The following is a 17,791-nucleotide window of genomic DNA, read 5'->3' as shown; positions in this document are numbered from 1 at the left end:
CTCAGGAGAATATTACTCTTCGTGAACCATATATCGATGCATGAACCTGCATTAATCTAATTTACTTTGTTGCTGCTGCTCTGGCATCCAGAACTTTCTGGTAAGTAGCCTTATCAGATGCTACCAGGTCTGCCCATCCAAGACCATCAAGCTGAGTCTTCATATCTGCCCACATGCTCTTGAATTCATCTTCACTGGAGGCAAAAACCATTCTCCATGAAGTATCACAGATTAAAGTAGCACACTGGCTGCGGATTAAAGCCACATCAGTAGAATCACTTGGAAGAATAATGTTAACGTTAGGTACCGGTTTTAACTGACCTGTGCTTTCCAGATATTTAACCTGGTTTTCACCGCCGTATTTTTCAGACCATTCTTTTGTCATAGTTGTCTTGTTCGCTTCAAGATAAGATGCCCAATAGTTGGTATTGTAAGGTTCTCCTGTATTCGGATTGGTGGATACAGCATTTAAAGGCCATTGATTGATTTTGCTGTTACCATCATCAAATCCGCCGCCGCCCCATTCATCCGGTACAGTACGGTTTTCCATTAAGCCATAGAGACCATTTTCAGTAAGGGTATATTTACCGTCATCGCCTTTTGTATAACTCCAATCCGGAATACCATCATGAAGGAATTGAAGACCTTCTGGACTAGTAAGCCAATCTAAGAATTCAATTGCTCTGGCTCTGTCATTGCCTTCCATATGAGCGCCCAGTGCAAAGGCTCTGCCGTCACCGAAGTATGAATCGGAAGGCTGATAGAAGTCCATATCTTCAACAGGTGTATAGATATATGCATTTTTTTCGTTGGCACGGTCAGGAGTATTCCAGAAACCTCTCTGCCAGTTGTACCAAAACATTAATACTTGTTTGTTCTTCATCTTAGTGCAGGCAGTATCCCAGTTCTGAGTACCGGAATCAGGATCTACTAAACCTCTTTGATTTGCATCATAGAAGAATTTTAACATCTTATAATATGCTCCGGTATCATCGGTTACTTCCTTCATATCACCTTTATTACCAAGCATAACAGCTCCTCTTACTTCATAACCATACATTTTAGTAAGCTGGGTAGCAGTTTCCATCGTAATCTGGCTTCCGCCTTTATCCCAATCCGGCCATAAAGAGATTGCATAGTTTGCATCACCTTTATCATTGGTCGGATGTGCTTTCTGGATTTTTTCCAGAGCATTCAATAAGTCATCCAGATTTTTCATCTCAGGAGCACCTATTTCTGTATAGTAATCCCAGGGAAGCATAGGGCTGATATAAACCGTATCTTCTGAGTAAGTAGTTGGTGATGTGTTCGTAATCTGGCAGGGAAGTCCGTAAATCTTTCCGTCACTGTTTCCTTCCAGACCTGCGTTAAAGGTTTTATACTGATCATAATACTGATTTAAATTCTTACTGTTTTGTACATCACTGCTGATATCTGCAATCAGACCAGCTTTGATACAATCCTGAAGGGGTGAATTATCAAGGAGGATAATATCACCTAACTTTCCTGCGGCAGTACGTGTCTGGTAAAGAGCTTCCCCATCACCGGATGCCTGTGGTGCGATAATATTCAATTCCAAATTGAATTTATCTTTAATTACTTTTGCAAACCATCCGCTCTGTGTGCCCTGATAGTTTGCGGCAACATCATAAACCTCAAGGGTAAGTGGATTTGTGTGATCAATACCTGTCTGTGTACTTTCAGCAGTATCTTTAGTACCTTCTGCCGTACTTGTAGTTGCTGTGCCGGAATCTTTTGTGTCAGGCGTGGTATTATCTGTTTTCTTTCCGGAACATCCGGTCAAAACCAAAGACAGCGTACATATTACCGCCAACATCAATGAAACGATTTTCCTCTTCTTCATAAATGAATCCTCCATTCATAATAATATATAAAAAGATGTTATACATCCTCCTATATCTAGCCCTTAACTGCTCCAATCATAATACCCTTAACAAAATACCTTTGGAAAATAGGATAAATCAACAAAATCGGTGCAACTACAATAATTGTTACCGTCATACGTATGGAAGTAGCGGTCTGTACGGTTGCTACGCTTTGTGCAACAGCCGAGCTGCTTGAAGAATTTACAAGCTGTTTTAGCGAGCTGGCCTGATTAATGTACTGGTATAAGATAAACTGTAAGCTGTACAGTTTATTGTTCGTCATAAGAAGCAGAGTATCCTGAAACGCATTCCACTGGCCTACCGCAGCAAATATAGCAACTGTCGCCATAATCGGCTTGATTACCGGCATGATTACACTGAAAAATACTTTCATCGTACCTGCCCCGTCAATTTCTGCTGCCTGCTGTAATTCTTTTGGAATGGATTCCACAAAGGTCTTTGCCAAAATAATATAAAAAGGTGATACAATAGCCGGGAGGATATATCCCCAGAAATTATTGGTCAGGTGAAGATTACGCATGGTTAAAAACCAAGGTATGATACCTGCGTTGAAATACATGGTAACAATTACAAAACGGTACCAGAACTTTCTGTGCCACAATGTTTCTCTTGTAAACATGTAACCAAGAAAAGCAGTTGATATAACGGTAAACAGGGTACCAATCAAGGTTCTGCCAACGGATACTAAAGCGGCATCCATTAATCCGGGTATCTTAATAGCTTTCACATAGTTCTGAAAATGAATGGCTTTTGGCAGAAAAATAATCAGACCTTTTTGGCTTAATTCATTGGAACTGATGGTATTAATGAATATATAATAAAACGGATAAACACAAATGAAAGCAAATGCACCAAAAAATACATATATAACGATATCGATTAGGATATCCGCAAAGCTCTGCTTCTGGCGTTTTCTTTTTTTGACAGTCTCCATAACGTCTCCTTCCTATTATAAAAAGCTTTCGCCTCTTACCAGCTTTGAAATTCCGTTTGCCACCGTAAGAAGTATTAAACTGATCACACTTTTTAAAATACTAAGCGCTGTTGCGACGGAATAACTTCCGCTTCCCATAGCCAGATTAAATACATACAGATCCAGAACCTGAATGTGTTCTTTATTAAATGCGTTCTGGAATACATAATACTGCTCCATACCATTGGAAAGGAAACTTGCGATTGCTAACATCAGTAGTACAAAATATGTGGGTAATATACTGGGAATCGTGATAAATCGTATTCTCTGCATCCTGGTGGCACCATCCACCTTGGCGGCTTCAAACATTTCTTCATCAATACCGGTAATTGCTGCTATATACATAATAGCTGCCCACCCTAAATTCTTCCAGGTAAGCCATAACCACTGGACGATCCAGACATGATCAGAGGCTTGTAAAAACTGGACCGGCTTATCGAGGATACCCATGGATACCAATACATGATTTACCACACCGGTATTATTAAATATATTAAATGCTACAGAATACACTAAAACCCAGCTTATAAAGTTAGGAATGGTGGTAACCGTCTGAACTACTTTACGAAACGGTATGCATTTGATCTCATTTAGGAATACGGCGAAAATCATAGGAAGCCAGGAGGTTCCCACAGTAATTCCGCTCATAACCAGCGTATTAACCAGAACATTAAGTATCTGTTTTGTTTTTACCGGATTGGCTACAAGGGATTTAAACCATTTTAAACCCACAAAATTATCCATGGTCATTGGTTGTGGCGGTCTGTAATCAAAGAAAGCATATACCCATCCATACAGCGGATAATAGGCAAAAACCGCAATCAGCACAATAAACGGAAGAATATAAAGAAATTCTTTATACGATCTTAATTTCTTTTTGTTTTGAAATAGTTTCATGATGTCACTCCTTTTTATAGTTTACGTGGATCTATGGATATTACCTGGTTTTCCGTTAAAAAAGAAAACGGTCCCGGCAGCCGCAGCTCATCCGTAATAGTATTCCCATAAAAATCATTGGCTACGATTGTTTTTGCTTTCACCTTACAAATATCCTCCGTGTTACGGATATATCTGTCTTTTTCTGACTTCCGAGGTGAAAATCTTGGCAGTTCCTTTCGTTTACTTATTTCCATAGTAAATTTTTCAGTATCTATATTAATTTCAAACTGCCCTTCCTGTCCATTCAGATCAAATCCGTAAAATTCCTGCCAGGCCTGCAAATCCAGACACACCGCAGGAGCTGGATAAAGAATTCTTAAATAACCCCCCGGCATATTAAGGAATAGATTTCCTTCTGATTCATTATGTTCGGTAGGCATTTTAATTGCAGCCTCTTCACAGTCATAAAAAATATTATTAAATATCTTCGTATCTCTTGCTGTTCCGCCTCTTTTGTCCCAGGTAATCCGAAAAGCAACTGTTTTGGCGTAATAACCTGCGCTTTTGCATTTACCGATAAAATTATTCACAATATGTATATGGTCTGTTCCTTCCCCATATACCGCATATCCATTGGTCACTCCAGTCTCCTCCAACTTATACCAACCGGATGAACCAGGTTCTTTTGGCACTGCTGCCGGATCAAAACGTCCTTCTACATTCCAGAAAATGTTGTTATCTATGAGATTTATATCATCACGGCTGCATTCTATGAATATAGCTTCTCTCTGATTTATTCCATCCAGGAAAAGATTCTGTGTGATACGGTTGTTTTCATTCCCCATATCCATCCATAGATGATCTGCCCTAATCGTTTTGGTAAATATATTTCTGCGGATTAAACTATCGGTACAATCATGTACTTTAATTCCTCCAGCCTCCCAGGATAACTCCATCTTTTGCCATCCTGTGCCTTGAATCAGGTTATCTTCAATTAATAAATTCTTGGCAAACATTCCTGCTATGCCGCAAACTCCCACATTAAAAATTTTACAGCGTCTGATTATGGTAGATCCTATGATCTGATCTTTTATCAGGGAATGGTGCCAGCATTCATTGCCGATATCAATACCTACCCCGTTGGACCAGTCTATGGTGCAATCTTCTATTATCCAGTGATGTCCCCTGTAACAGGATAGGGAACCTCTTTGGGGTACCGGTGCTCCCGTAGCTGCGTGGGCACAGGTAATACCTTTTACCTTAATATAGGATAAAAAAGGAATCTCTGGTGCAAAACACTGTTCTCTGCAAGTTAACTCAATCTCATGGTTACTGGGGTCATCATCCTGCTCCAATCGAAAATGTATGGTCTGACCATTTGCTTCCACCCAATAAGAACCCGGATGATTACTGAGCTGATTGTAGAGTGACACCTGATAAAGGGGTTTTCCGTCACAAAAGACCATTCCCCGGCGGTTTAAATACGTTGTCATATCTGTTTTGTCATATTCAATAAACAGCCTGTCATGAAGAATATTAACTGCACAAAAAGGATTATAACCACGGAATTCATCAGGATCCAGCTTTACTTCCCATATTCTGCTATGGTTTTCTTCTCTTGTTTGATTGATTGAAAAAGGGATCAGATTCCAGCCCTCGCTGCTTTTGAAATCCTTCGCAGGATAAGATGCTTTAATAATTACTTCTTCCTCACACCAGGCTTCATAACTAATCATTTTATCAATCGAGGTGCCTCCTCTGACCGGATGTACACATTCCCTGTAAGTCCCGCCATGTATTAATACTCTGGTCCCGGGCATTGCAATGGAGGCTGCGGCATTGATTGTCTTTAACGGTGAGTCAAAAGAACCATCATTGTTATCCGATGCGGCAGGATGATTTCCATTCACATGAAGCTCTCTGTCATAGTGCTGCTCTTTTTCCCAAAGATGAAAATTATCCCCGTCAGGTAAACGTAATGTTATATCTTGCTCCATATTTACACCCATTACATATCGCAACTTCACATGCGATACTTGCCACATAATCAAATTTGAATGAATGGTAAAGTGGCAACCTTTCTAATTTTGATTTTCTTACACCTTCCTGGTCTTTTACGTGTTGATGCACATGTTTTATGCAATACTTCTATTTTACTTAAATTTTACAGCAATTTTTAGTCAGTTTTTTAGCAATGATTTTAGAATTATTTCATGACTTATATTTAATATGTTGAATAAACTAATTATAAATTATTAATTATTATGAAACAATGATATATACTCAGCTTAATATGAACTATTTGCAGGCATAACTGACCTATCTTCAAATAAATATGATGTATTGTCATTTTTTATTATTTTGCCTAATAATTATACCATTTTTTTGTGTACTTTTATAGCATTATTTGCATCTCATTTTTTGCTATCGGATAATTTACACAAAATAAAAAGTGCGAAACCCTTTTAGCTTTCACACTTTAAATATAGTTGCTTTACTGTTTTATTTTATCTCTTTTTCTTCCTGTTTATACAGTTGATAGGGGCTTTTTCGGAATTGATTTGGAGTAAACCCGGTAATTTTCTTGAACTGACGGAAAAAATGTTCCATATTTCGGTAACCGCATAATGTCACTATTTCCGAAATTGTATAATGAGTATCATACACGAGATATTTTTTCGCTAAGTTGATCCGGCTGTTTATGACATCATCCATACAGGATACACCGAAAGTCCCTTTATATATGTCTTCCAGATAGCCGACACTGATATTAAGTTTTTCAGCCATCTTTGAAACAGTCCACTCTTTATTGGGGTTGTGGTAGATCTCTAATTTCAATTCATTCAAATTTTTAAATAAAGGCGACACTGCTTTATAATTATAGGACTCCAGCAGTTTGTTAAATAAAATCCTTAATAAATTGTCAATCGTGATATCCTTAAAATTATTACTTAAAATATGTTCCGACACTAGCAATTGGTAAAGTTTGTGGCAATAGGACGGATCGTGTATGATAAACGGGACCCCGCAGCGAATAGGCGCAGTAGTAACATATGTTTCATCCGTATAAAAACGAATCCAGTCATTCGCATATCGATCCGTACTGGCACGGTAATATATCCTCTGTTTCGGTCTGTATAGTATCGCACAATTAGAAGGATATTCCCTGTATTCTCCGTCAACTAAGAATATTGCCGGTGTCTGGGTTAGCAGTAATAACCAGCAGTCATGCCCTTCCGGTATGTCAAAAACAAAGTCTCCCGGATGGGCAGCATCATATTCCACAAAATCTATACGATTCATCATTTTCCTCCGTGTCTTACATTTTAGGTCAGCAATTATTATGTGTTAATTGCTGTATTAATATCTTAGCTTAAAAAGTTTTGCTCCATGAGGTTTTATTTCTGTCTCGATATAATCCAGATCTGTTTTTTGAGTCTCTTTGCTCCACAATTCTTCCAGGGTACTTATGCCAGCTGGTATTATTCCTGTTTCCTCCCATGCAGTCTTAATTATCCGAACATCATCACTGAGATTAAACAGCGCCAGGTAATAAGCGTCTTCCGAAGTATCCTTTGAAACCCACACTGCCTGATGGTTATCCCTTATCACCTGTCTTGCTCCTGCGGAATGGTCTAAAAGTCTTAAAACCTGTTTATTAGTAAGTAAACTTAACGTCCAGGAATCCAGCTTTGTCAATTCAGCACCTAACATAAGGGGTGACCGGAAGATGCACCACAGGGTCATCATGGTAATCTGTTCCTCTTTGGTAAATCTGGTATACCGCTCCTCACCGAAACCTTTCCCAATGTAACCTAAAGGGAGCATATCACAGTCCGGATAGCATCCCCCCGACACATGATTCTGCCAGATTTCACAGCGTTCAAACATATTAAGGAGTAAAGGCCAGCTGTCCCAGAAATCATCGGTAATTCTCCACATATTAGCATATTTTTCATAATGCCAGGCCTTATTAATCAGTGCCGGTCCCGGAGAAAGACTTAATACCATAGGGCGTCCGCTGCGCTGTATCGCCTTATAAAGCATCTGGGTTTCTGCTTCTGCTGATTTCATATCATGCCTGCATATGTCATCACATTTAATAAAATCCACACCCCAGGCAGCATAAAGCTCAAATATGGAATTATAGTATTCCTGAGCCCCTTTTGCATTAACATCGAGTCCATACATATCAGGATTCCAAAAACAAATCGAGGAGGGATCGGCAATTTCTGCTGCTGTTGCATCTGTTCCATAAAGTCCCATATGGTTGTGGGCCGCTATTCTTGGGATTCCCCTCATGATATGAATACCGAATTTAAGTCCCAAACCGTGTATATAATCTGCCAGCGGTTTAAAACCGTTTCCGTCTGCTGAAGACGGGAACCGTTTTTTGCAGGGGAGAAGCCTTGCATATTCATCGATTTCCAGGCTGCCAAAAGGCAGATACTGATATTTATCCCTTTGTGAACCTGCTTCGCAGGAATACCATTCAATGTCTATGACAACATACTCCCAGCCAAAACTTTTCAGATGTCCTGCCATATAATCCGCATTGGCTCTTACTTGCTCCTCATTTACCATAGTATCATAATAATCGTAACTGTTCCAGCCCATAGGCGGTGCGGGTGAAAACTTATTTTTATCCATATGATTACCTCCTTAAGTAAATTATACACTGTTAAGTAAATTTTTGATTATACAAATAACTTGGATTTTTTGTCTATATAGTATATTATATTAGTATAATCTCTAAGCAGCAACGGTAATTATTTGATGAAGGAGGTAATTTTTTGACACTATTTGAATTGGGTAGTTATGGATATTTGAATACCGACAGTATTGCAGAACAAACCTTAAGGGTATATGATCTTGGAGTAGAAACCCGCAGAAACGAGACTTACTGTTATGAGAATAAGGACAGAGATTATGAGGGATATCTGTTTCAATATACTCTAGACGGCTATGGAATGTATGAAAAAGAAGGAGAACGGTATCAATTGTCAAAAGGCAAAGCATTTTTTATACACTTTCCAGAAGACAGCCGTTACTATCTGAATCCTGCCAAGGATCCAAACCAGACCTGGACTTACTTTTACCTGCATTTTAATGGACCTGCTGCGGAGCCCTTTTTCAGACGTATACAGGAACTGTCCGGCCCGATTATAGATTTGGAACCCGACAGTCTGCCTGTAACACACTTTTTTGAACTCTATAACACCCTAAAATCCCAAAAACCCATGGAACATTATTACAGCAGTGAATGGCTCTACCGGTTTTTGGTTTCCATACTCCGCTATGTAGAGTTTCCTAAAGCAGGTACTTCAAGTCCTTATGTAGCTGCGGCCATGGACTTCATGAGTAAACATTACGGCAGACAGGCCGTTCTTTCAGAAATGGGCCGGGAGATGGGAATTACCTATCCCCATTTGGAACGATTGTTCCGCAGGGAACAGGGCATCTCACCGGTTCGTTATCTGACACAGCTCCGCCTGGAAGAAAGCATGAAACTACTGCAGAATACCGACCTTGGACTGGATGAAATAGCGAAACAATGCGGTTTCTCCTGCGCCAATTATTTTGCAAAGGTATATAAAAAAGTAATCCATATCACACCTGCAGAATTCCGCAGGCAGCACAAGCTTGATTCCTCCTGCCCTCTTGGTACACATATCGAAATTACTGTACAAGAATAAAGACGCTAATATTTCATCAGCTTTAATTCAAGTTCTTTCATGAGATCTGTCTTACTGCTGATTCTCATGCGGCGGAAATTACAGTCATGATATAACTCATATTCAAAGAATCTATTTAGTTTCTCATAATTTCCGCCTGTATTTAGAAACTGCTGTATGATTTCCTCCGGCTCCATAGCAATAGACGGAACAAAATAAAATAAATTATAATCTTTAACCAAATTTGTTACATTTATTATCTGCTCTTTTGTAACTGCTAATCCAAGTTTATAACTGTTTACCATTTTTGAATTTTGAAGTTTTATACCAAAGATTCTTTTATCTGCTTCTTTTTCTGTTATTACTTCCTCATAAGCCAACTTACTGGCTGCAAATATTTTTTTCAGCTCTCTGATTCTATTTTCCGCGTCAGCATGGTTTTTTGCATAAAAATTATTAGAATCAATCACAAGAAGACTGGTTTTATCACCGACAAAATCCTCCATGAATTCAAGTAAAAAACCATCCGGTGCTTTGTATTTGTAGTAATCAATAAAATATTGGCTGCTGTTGCCGCCTTTATTCTGTTCCAGCTTTATTTTATTACCTTTTCCTGTTCCCATACCGGCATCCTTTCCTAACTGTCCTTGTTTGACTCTTTGCCAAAACCACCAGATAGCCGGTAAAGACCTGTCAGTTTCAGGTATTTACCGTACTGATCAGATGTGATGGCTGTGAATCAGATTTTAAAACTGTTTACGGCACCTTGTAATTCTTTGGATTCCTCTTTTAGCTTTTTGGCTGCCTGGTTAAGATGCTCAGTGGCTGCCAGCTGACTGTCAGCCGCTGATAAAACCTCTACTGAGGCAGAAGCTGTTTCCTCCAGCACAGATGAAATATTAGTAATTGCATATAAGGTTTCTTTTTTCGTATCTTCAATATCTTTTACACGTGCAGAAATATCCATTATATTTTTTGTGAGACCTTCTACATGGCTGGTAATATTATCAAACATCCGGGAAGTATTAATAAGTGCAGACTCCTGAGAACTAACAATACCCTCTGCTTTTGCCGCAGTCTTTACAGTAGTCCTGGTCCTCTCTTCGATACTTAAGATGATTTTATTAATTTTCTCAGATGCTTGTACCGTTGCTTCAGCGAGTTTTCTGATTTCACCTGCAACCACGGAAAAACCTTTTCCGGTTTCACCAGCCCTGGCAGCCTCAATGGATGCATTCAAAGCCAGCAGATTAGTCTGTTCCGCTATTTCGTTAATAGTGCCTATAATCCCTGAAATGGCTGCAGATTCGCTTCCTAACTGTTCGATATCCTCAATTACATCCTTCGATATCAGAAAAGAAGCTTTTGCTTTGCTGCCTAACTCCTCCATGGTAATCCTGCCATCTTTGACAATTGTTTTTGTATTACTTGCAAATTCCGTAATTTGTTCCACACTAACATTAACATGACCGATCTTTTCATCCAGGTCACCCATGATTTTTAAGCAGTTTTGTGCATCTTCCGCCTGTTGTTCAATTCCTGCTTCCATATTCTCTACTACTTGCGTAATACTTTTCGCAGAAACCACTAACTGAGTGGCTGCTGTTGCTACCGATTCTGCAGAATCCGAAATGGAATAAGTCGCTGCCGCCGTCCGGTTTACCAAGGATTTCATTCCACTTAACATTCCGCTAATATGCTTTGTAAGCAGCAGGAACTCATCTTTACGCTTTGTATTGGCGGTAACTGTTAAGTCTCCTTCTTCTGCCTTTTTAACCACAGTGTTGATGTTTCTTATGGCAGTACCAATCCCGCCTGCAAGAATGATACCTGACAAAATTGCAATTATAATTGCAATTATTACAACAATTAAGGTAACTGTCTTGATACCCTCCGCCTGTTTTAGAATGACAGACTTTGGAATCAGGGTACAAAGCATACTGCCCTCTGTTCCAATTTTAGAATAAATAAAGAACTTGTCCGTACCCTCAATATTGATATAGTTAAATCCTGTATTCTCAGAAGCCTTCACCGCTTCTTTATAAAAATCCTGACCATAAAAGTAAGCTTCGTCATTTTCACCTTCTGCTGTTATTTCCCTGCCATCTGGAGTAATAAATGCACATTGGCTTCCAGCCTGCAGGTCAATGGTTTTAAGCGGAGCCTGTATCGAGGCCATAGCAATATCCATTACAAGAATTCCTATGGTTTCCATCTTATTATTAATAATCTGCCTGGATAAGGAGATACCATAGGAACTTTTTAAACCATGTAAATAACTGTCTATAAAGGTATGATACCCTGTCCATACTCCTTTTGCATTGGAGGTGCTAAGGATTTCTTTGCCCTCCTCTGATTCTATGAATTTAGCGTAAGCCTCCTGGGAAAGCATGCCATTCGTAGCTATATTCCTGCCATATGGTGCCAGGACAGCTATAAAATTTATGCTGGGGTCTGTTGTCTTTTCAGCAAGAATATTACGGTTTATGGTACTGTAACTTTCGGATTCTTTACCAGATTCAGCTTTTAAGTCTCCGTTATAATAACTTCTTGCCGTATTATCACCGGCTATTTTCTGGGATTTTGCATTGATCCCCTGCAGCATAAGATTATAATATTCTGCAGTTTTTAATACTGTATTCTTTGTCGCGCTCTCATAATTTGCTATAATTGCATCCGAGGCTCTGGAATAGGATAGTACCCCTAGTAACACAATTAAAACAACAGGTATCAGATACGCGCCAATCAGCGTGACTCGAATACCTCCAAATCTTTTACTTTTTTCCGATATTCTCTTACTATTCTTTATCATAAGTACACCCTCCTTGCATAATTAAGTGTAACACCTTTGCTCCCTCATCCTTTGTATGAAAAAAGAAAGAGCAGCTTCTAAATAAAAGCAGCTCCTTCCTTTTTTCGTACTTTATTTAAATTTGGAAGCAGAAATTAATCATATAAGTTCTGAGAGATTTCTTCACTTGTGATGTTATCCTTATTGTACCACTGACAACCTGTATCAACATCTGCTACAGTTTCACCGTTAGCAACCTGTACTAATAAGTCTACCATTTTCTGACCGATGGAAACAGGAGCCTGTGTAACTGCACCGTATAAAGTTCCGCTTGTTACTGCAGCTTTTAATACGGAACCGGAGTCAAAACCAACACCGATAATCTGTCCTTCGCCTGTTCCTAAAACATTTAAGTTATCATTCGCGGTAACAACACCTTCTGCTGCTGTCTGATTAGAGCCAAAGATAGCTATTGTATCTTTTTCGTTTAAGATAGTGGAAGCTTCAATTGCTGTTAATTCTGTTGTTGTCTGGGAAGGTACTCTTACTTCGATAATTACATTGGCACTCTTTTCATCTACAACAGTACCTTTTACATTTTGTACATAATAGTCATTACCAACTACGGCAGCGGTTTTACCATCTGCTGAAAGTTTTGTGATCATCTCATCAATAAAGCCTAATCCACGGTTACAGATTGATTCAGAAGTAGCATCCTGATTAACAACACCAATTCTTACAGGACCTGCTGCACTAGCTATTCTGTCTTTAATGCCATCATACATACCGTCTGCTGCTACAGCACCGGCTTTATAGTTATCTGTTGATGCATTGGCAAATACGGCACCTTCCGGAGCAGCGGGAACACCGGAGTCAAATCCGATAATCGGAATATTGGCACTCTGTGCTGCTGTGATTGCATCTAACGCTGCTTTTGTATCTAGGGAAGCTAAACCGATTGCTGCTGGTTTTGCATTTACTGCACTGTTTAACATCTGTACCTGGTCAGCAATATCGGATTCAGAGTTAGGACCAACCATGTTGATGGTAACGCCTAACTTTTCAGCTTCAGCAGATGCTCCTTTATAAACTGCCTGCCAGTAGGTGGATTGGAAACCTTTTGATACAATTTCAAAGTGATAAGCAGATTTTGCTACGATATCACCTGTGGATGAGGAATCTGTGGTTGCAGCTCCTTCTGTTGTTTGAGCTTCCTGTGTCTGTGTTTCCTGAGCCGGAGCTTTCGTTGGAGTTGAATTACTTGTTGTTTCAGCTTTTTTTCCGCAGCCGGTTAACATACTTGCTACCATTGCTGCACTAAGTAAACCTACTAAAAATTTCTTTTTCATATTTACACCCTATGCATATCGCAAGTTCACTTGCGATACTGCCACTATTTAAACAAGTTGAAAGAATCAGTTCGTGGCACCTTTCAATTTTTTATTTTCTTTCAACCTTCACCCTTTTCGTATCTCAAGTTCACTTGCGATACTGTAAACCTCCATTATGTTTTGTTTTATTTATGAACCGCCTACGCGTTTGCATAACTTAGTTGTAACTGTTTCATACTTTCCCAATTATCTATCTTTTCGTTTTAGGACATCAATCATTACCGCACTTATTAAGATAATACCCGTAATAATCTGCTGCCAGTTCGCCTGAAGTCCAATGTAGGGAAGTCCTGTTTTTAACATGGACATTACGAATACGCCGAGTAACGCTCCTACAATAGAACCGGAACCGCCGGTGGTCGATACACCGCCAATAATTGCTCCGCCGATCGCATCTAATTCAAGTCCTGCCCCGGTGCCAGGATTAATACTGGTAAAGGTTGCAGCGTATGCAATTCCTGCTAAGCCTGCAAAGAAACCGGAGATTACATATGCCAGTATCAGATATTTTTTTACATTAACACCGGAAAGCCTTGCTGCTTCCTTGTTACTGCCGATTGCTATAATGTAACGGCCAATTTTGGATTTATTCAGGATAATGGACATAATAATTACCAGAATAATAATCAGTAAAAACCCGATTGGATACTTCATCGTACCTAATTTAATCTTAAATATAGTTCTAAACCATGCTCCGTCTGTGCCTGCCTGAGGCCAGGGTATACCAAAACCACCGGAACAAAGGGAACCTAAACCTCTGGTTAACATCATGGTGCACAAGGTTGCAATGAAGGGGGGTAAATTCATGACTGCCACCAGGATACCATTTAACAGACCAATTAAAACACCAAACAGTACTGCTACCAGCATTCCTAAAAGCACCGGCCAGTGCTTATAAACCACCAGGTAACCTCCTGCTATGGAATAACATACAAGTCCGGTACCGATTGATAGGTCAACACCTCCGGTAATCAATGCAAAGGTTACACCAATTGCCATTAAGGTAATGTAATAGGAATAATCCATTATACTAAGAACAGTGGAATATTGTCTGAAAGCTGGGCTTGCTATGCAAAAGAATGAAAATAATGCTATGATGATAACCAATACGATTGTTTTCTGGGTCCCCATCTTCTTTACAACAGGATTACTCGTTAATATATTTCCTTTTTTGTTAGACATCACTTTTCCTCCTCTTATCTGAGTGTAGCCGCATTCATTATCTTTTCCTGTGTTGCCTCCGATATGTCGATTTCATCGGTTTTCTTTCCTTCACACATGACGATGATTCGGTCACTCATTCTTAATATTTCTGTCATTTCAGAGGAAATCATGATGATCGACTTTCCTTCTGCTACCAGCTCATTCATCAGTTGGTATATCTCATTTTTTGCTCCTACATCGATACCTCTGGTAGGTTCATCAAAGATCAGGATGTCACAGTTTCTTACCAGCCACTTTGCAATTACCACCTTTTGCTGATTTCCACCTGATAAGTTCACTACCAGCTGATCTGTATCCGGAGTTTTTGTCTTTAACTGTTCGATATATTTTCTGGTTATTTCTTTTTCTTTTTTCTTATTAATAAAGATTCCGGAGATAAAATTCTCAAGTGATGCCATTGTGGTATTTTCGGCTACGGTCTTTTGGACTACGATTCCGTACCGTTTCCGGTCTTCCGAAAGATAACCGATTCCATTGGCTACCGCATCCATAGGAGATTTTATATCCACCTTCCTGCCATTGATATAGATAACTCCGCTTTCTTTGGTATCCGCTCCAAACAATGCTCTTGCAGTTTCTGTCCTGCCGGCTCCCATCAGTCCGGAGAAGCCTAAGATTTCACCTTTTTTGAGTTCAAAGCTTACATTCCTTACCAGTTTCCCGGCATTGAGATTTTCTACTTTCAGTACGACCGGCGCATCCTTTTTTACATTACTTTCTGTCTTTGGGTCTTCATAGATGACACGGCCTACCATCATGTTGATGATATCATCCTTGGTACTGTCCTTTGTTATAAGGGTTCCAACATAGCCGCCGTCACGCATTACCGTTACCCGGTCAGTTATGACTTTGATTTCATCCATCCGGTGGGAGATATATACGATTCCCAGGCCCTTATTCCGAAGGTCCCTTATAATCTTAAACAGTTCCTCTATTTCAGACTCTGTAAGAGCAGCGGACGGTTCATCAAAGACAATTACTTTTGCATCATGACTTATGGCTTTTGCTATTTCGCACATCTGCTGTCTTCCAACTGTCAGCTGATTCATTTTTTCCGTCGGGTCTATGTTAATATTGAGTTTATCAAAGAGTTTTTTTGCCTCTTCGTTCATACGGGTATCATTGATTAATTTACCGGTCATGAACTCCCTGCCGATGAATATATTCTGTGCCACTGTAAGGTGACCCATCATATTCAGCTCCTGATGTACAATAACAATTCCTGAATCCTGTGCTTCCTTGGGATTATTAAATTCTACTTCCCGTCCTTCATAGGTTATCTTTCCGGAGTCTTTTTTGTAGATACCGGTCAGCACCTTCATCAGGGTTGATTTTCCAGCTCCATTTTCGCCCATTAGTGCGTGGACCTCTCCTTTTCTCACTTCAAAATCCACCTGATCCAATGCATGCACTCCCGGGAAAGACTTATCTATACCTTTCATTGTTAAAATTACTTCGCCCACGTTTTCACCTTTCTTATCCTTTCCATGTTAATCCAATTTTGGTAATTGCAAAACTCAACTATTTTATCTATATGCCATGCAATTAATACAATTTCAGAGCTGAATCTTGCCCAGAGGGCAACTGAGGCTATGAAATTCGTATTAATTGTAGGGTATATTCAGAAAACTAAATAGTTTCGCAATTACCAATTAATCCAATTGAGAAACTGACTAATTTCTTCTGCGTCTGGACATCGTATCCATGTAAACTGCGATTATAACTATGATACCAGTTATTACCAGCTGATAATCTTTTGTAAAGCCCATAGCCAGGATACCTTCCTGAAGCAAGGCAATAATCATAGTGCCGATAAATGTACCGCCGATGGAGGCAATACCCCCTGCCATTGAAGTTCCGCCCATTACGGCACAGGCAATGGCTTCATTGTTATACTGATCCCCAAGACCAGGCTGTATTGTGGTGTAAGCACCTACGAAAAAGATTGCTGCAATACCAACTAATACTCCGCAGATCATGTACGCTGTCATTTCCCATTTCTTAACATTAACACCGGATAAACGTACTGCTTCCCGGTTACTTCCGATGCATAAGATATTTCGTCCGATTTTTGTCTTATTTATTATGATGGAACAGATAATAGCTGCTAATCCTAAGAAGATAAGTCCTGTCGGCACTTCTACACCGCCTATTTTGGCTTTGACCAGATAACGGTACCAGCCGTTTGCTTCTGAGGCCTGAGGCCAGCTGACTGACTGGGTTTTTGTAAAAACTGATCCAACACCTTTTGAAATCTGCATGATAGCCATGGAGGTAATAAAGGGAGGTATTCTAAAATAAGAAACCAAAAAGCCATTTAAGGCGCCAAACAGCAATCCCACCAGTATACTTACCAGGAGGCAAAGGATTAACGGCCACCCGCTTTTCGTCAATAACTGCCCCGATACTAATGCCGCACAGAACATAACGGGTCCGATGGAGAAGTCTATTCCTCCGGTACCTATAACAAAGGTGACACCCAATGCAAGGAATCCTAAGAAATATGCATAGCTTAATGCACTTAATATTCTGGAGTAACTGATAAAGGTCGGACTTACTACTGCAAATGCAAAATACATGACAATCAATACAAAGCACAGCACCAGTTTGTTAAATCCGATTTTTTTAATCAATGCATTGTTTTTAATTTTTTCCACTTCTACTTTCCTCCTAATTTCTAAGCGTTTCCGCACATTCTTCAGTCTTTTAATATGTGAACATTATATGACTAAACTATGAATATTTTAATAGAATATCTTTTTAGAAATAGTTAATATTCTACTGAATTTATGGATATTGACTATAGGACTGATTTTTTAGGTCCTTTTTTTATCTATATTGGCTTGATTTTTGTAGTGGAGTTCTATTTTTTAGAAATCGGTTTGACTTCACAGTTTATTGGGGGTGTTTACTTGATAAAATCAGCACGGAGAGGTTATTAAGGAAAGCAT

General features: G+C 39.4%; 13 protein-coding genes. 1 reads left to right on the top strand and 12 read right to left on the bottom strand.

Annotated elements, in window-relative coordinates; all coding sequences use genetic code 11:
* Positions 1–61: 61 nt before the first annotated feature.
* The 6 genes from QA584_RS05870 to QA584_RS05845 form a co-directional block, all read right to left on the bottom strand.
* The gene (locus QA584_RS05870) at positions 62–1,864 is read right to left on the bottom strand and encodes a sugar ABC transporter substrate-binding protein (RefSeq protein ID WP_278273576.1); all 1,803 of its coding nucleotides are present in this window, start codon (positions 1,862–1,864) and stop codon (positions 62–64) included.
* Positions 1,865–1,920: 56 nt separating this feature from the next.
* The gene (locus QA584_RS05865) at positions 1,921–2,841 is read right to left on the bottom strand and encodes a carbohydrate ABC transporter permease (protein WP_278273575.1); all 921 of its coding nucleotides are present in this window, start codon (positions 2,839–2,841) and stop codon (positions 1,921–1,923) included.
* A gap of 15 nt (positions 2,842–2,856) precedes the next feature.
* A complete protein-coding gene (locus tag QA584_RS05860) occupies positions 2,857–3,777 on the bottom strand; it encodes an ABC transporter permease subunit (RefSeq protein WP_278273574.1) in 921 nt (306 codons plus the stop codon).
* 14 nt (positions 3,778–3,791) lie between these two features.
* Positions 3,792–5,756, bottom strand: coding sequence for a right-handed parallel beta-helix repeat-containing protein (locus QA584_RS05855; RefSeq protein WP_278273573.1), 1,965 nt, complete (start codon positions 5,754–5,756; stop codon positions 3,792–3,794).
* A 505-nt stretch (positions 5,757–6,261) separates the two neighbouring features.
* The gene (locus QA584_RS05850; protein ID WP_278273572.1) at positions 6,262–7,062 is read right to left on the bottom strand and encodes a helix-turn-helix domain-containing protein; all 801 of its coding nucleotides are present in this window, start codon (positions 7,060–7,062) and stop codon (positions 6,262–6,264) included.
* Between the two features lie 57 nt (positions 7,063–7,119).
* A complete protein-coding gene (locus QA584_RS05845; RefSeq protein ID WP_278273571.1) occupies positions 7,120–8,409 on the bottom strand; it encodes a glycoside hydrolase family 27 protein in 1,290 nt (429 codons plus the stop codon).
* Between the two features lie 143 nt (positions 8,410–8,552).
* On the opposite strand from QA584_RS05845, the gene QA584_RS05840 reads away from it, so the two are divergent.
* A complete protein-coding gene (locus QA584_RS05840) occupies positions 8,553–9,455 on the top strand; it encodes a helix-turn-helix domain-containing protein (protein WP_278273570.1) in 903 nt (300 codons plus the stop codon).
* A gap of 5 nt (positions 9,456–9,460) precedes the next feature.
* On the opposite strand, the gene QA584_RS05835 is transcribed toward QA584_RS05840, so the two are convergent.
* From QA584_RS05835 to QA584_RS05810, 6 genes are all read right to left on the bottom strand, one after another.
* A complete protein-coding gene (locus QA584_RS05835) occupies positions 9,461–10,057 on the bottom strand; it encodes a hypothetical protein (RefSeq protein ID WP_278273569.1) in 597 nt (198 codons plus the stop codon).
* 116 nt (positions 10,058–10,173) lie between these two features.
* Positions 10,174–12,246 (bottom strand): methyl-accepting chemotaxis protein, encoded by a 2,073-nt coding sequence (locus tag QA584_RS05830; protein WP_278273568.1) that lies wholly within the window; start codon positions 12,244–12,246, stop codon positions 10,174–10,176.
* Positions 12,247–12,380: 134 nt separating this feature from the next.
* Positions 12,381–13,574, bottom strand: coding sequence for a substrate-binding domain-containing protein (locus QA584_RS05825; protein ID WP_278273567.1), 1,194 nt, complete (start codon positions 13,572–13,574; stop codon positions 12,381–12,383).
* 228 nt (positions 13,575–13,802) lie between these two features.
* On the bottom strand, positions 13,803–14,798 hold the full coding sequence (locus QA584_RS05820) for an ABC transporter permease (RefSeq protein ID WP_278273566.1): 996 nt from the start codon (positions 14,796–14,798) through the stop codon (positions 13,803–13,805).
* Between the two features lie 14 nt (positions 14,799–14,812).
* A complete protein-coding gene (locus QA584_RS05815) occupies positions 14,813–16,303 on the bottom strand; it encodes a sugar ABC transporter ATP-binding protein (RefSeq protein ID WP_278273565.1) in 1,491 nt (496 codons plus the stop codon).
* 210 nt (positions 16,304–16,513) lie between these two features.
* A complete protein-coding gene (locus tag QA584_RS05810; RefSeq protein WP_278273564.1) occupies positions 16,514–17,497 on the bottom strand; it encodes an ABC transporter permease in 984 nt (327 codons plus the stop codon).
* Between the last annotated feature and the right edge of the window lie 294 nt (positions 17,498–17,791).

Origin of the sequence: Anaerocolumna sp. AGMB13025, assembly GCF_029689925.1 — a bacterium.
GTDB lineage: Bacteria > Bacillota > Clostridia > Lachnospirales > Lachnospiraceae > Anaerocolumna.
The sequence above is the reverse complement of the archived record's forward strand: the minus strand, read 5'-3'. Positions and strand labels throughout refer to the sequence as shown.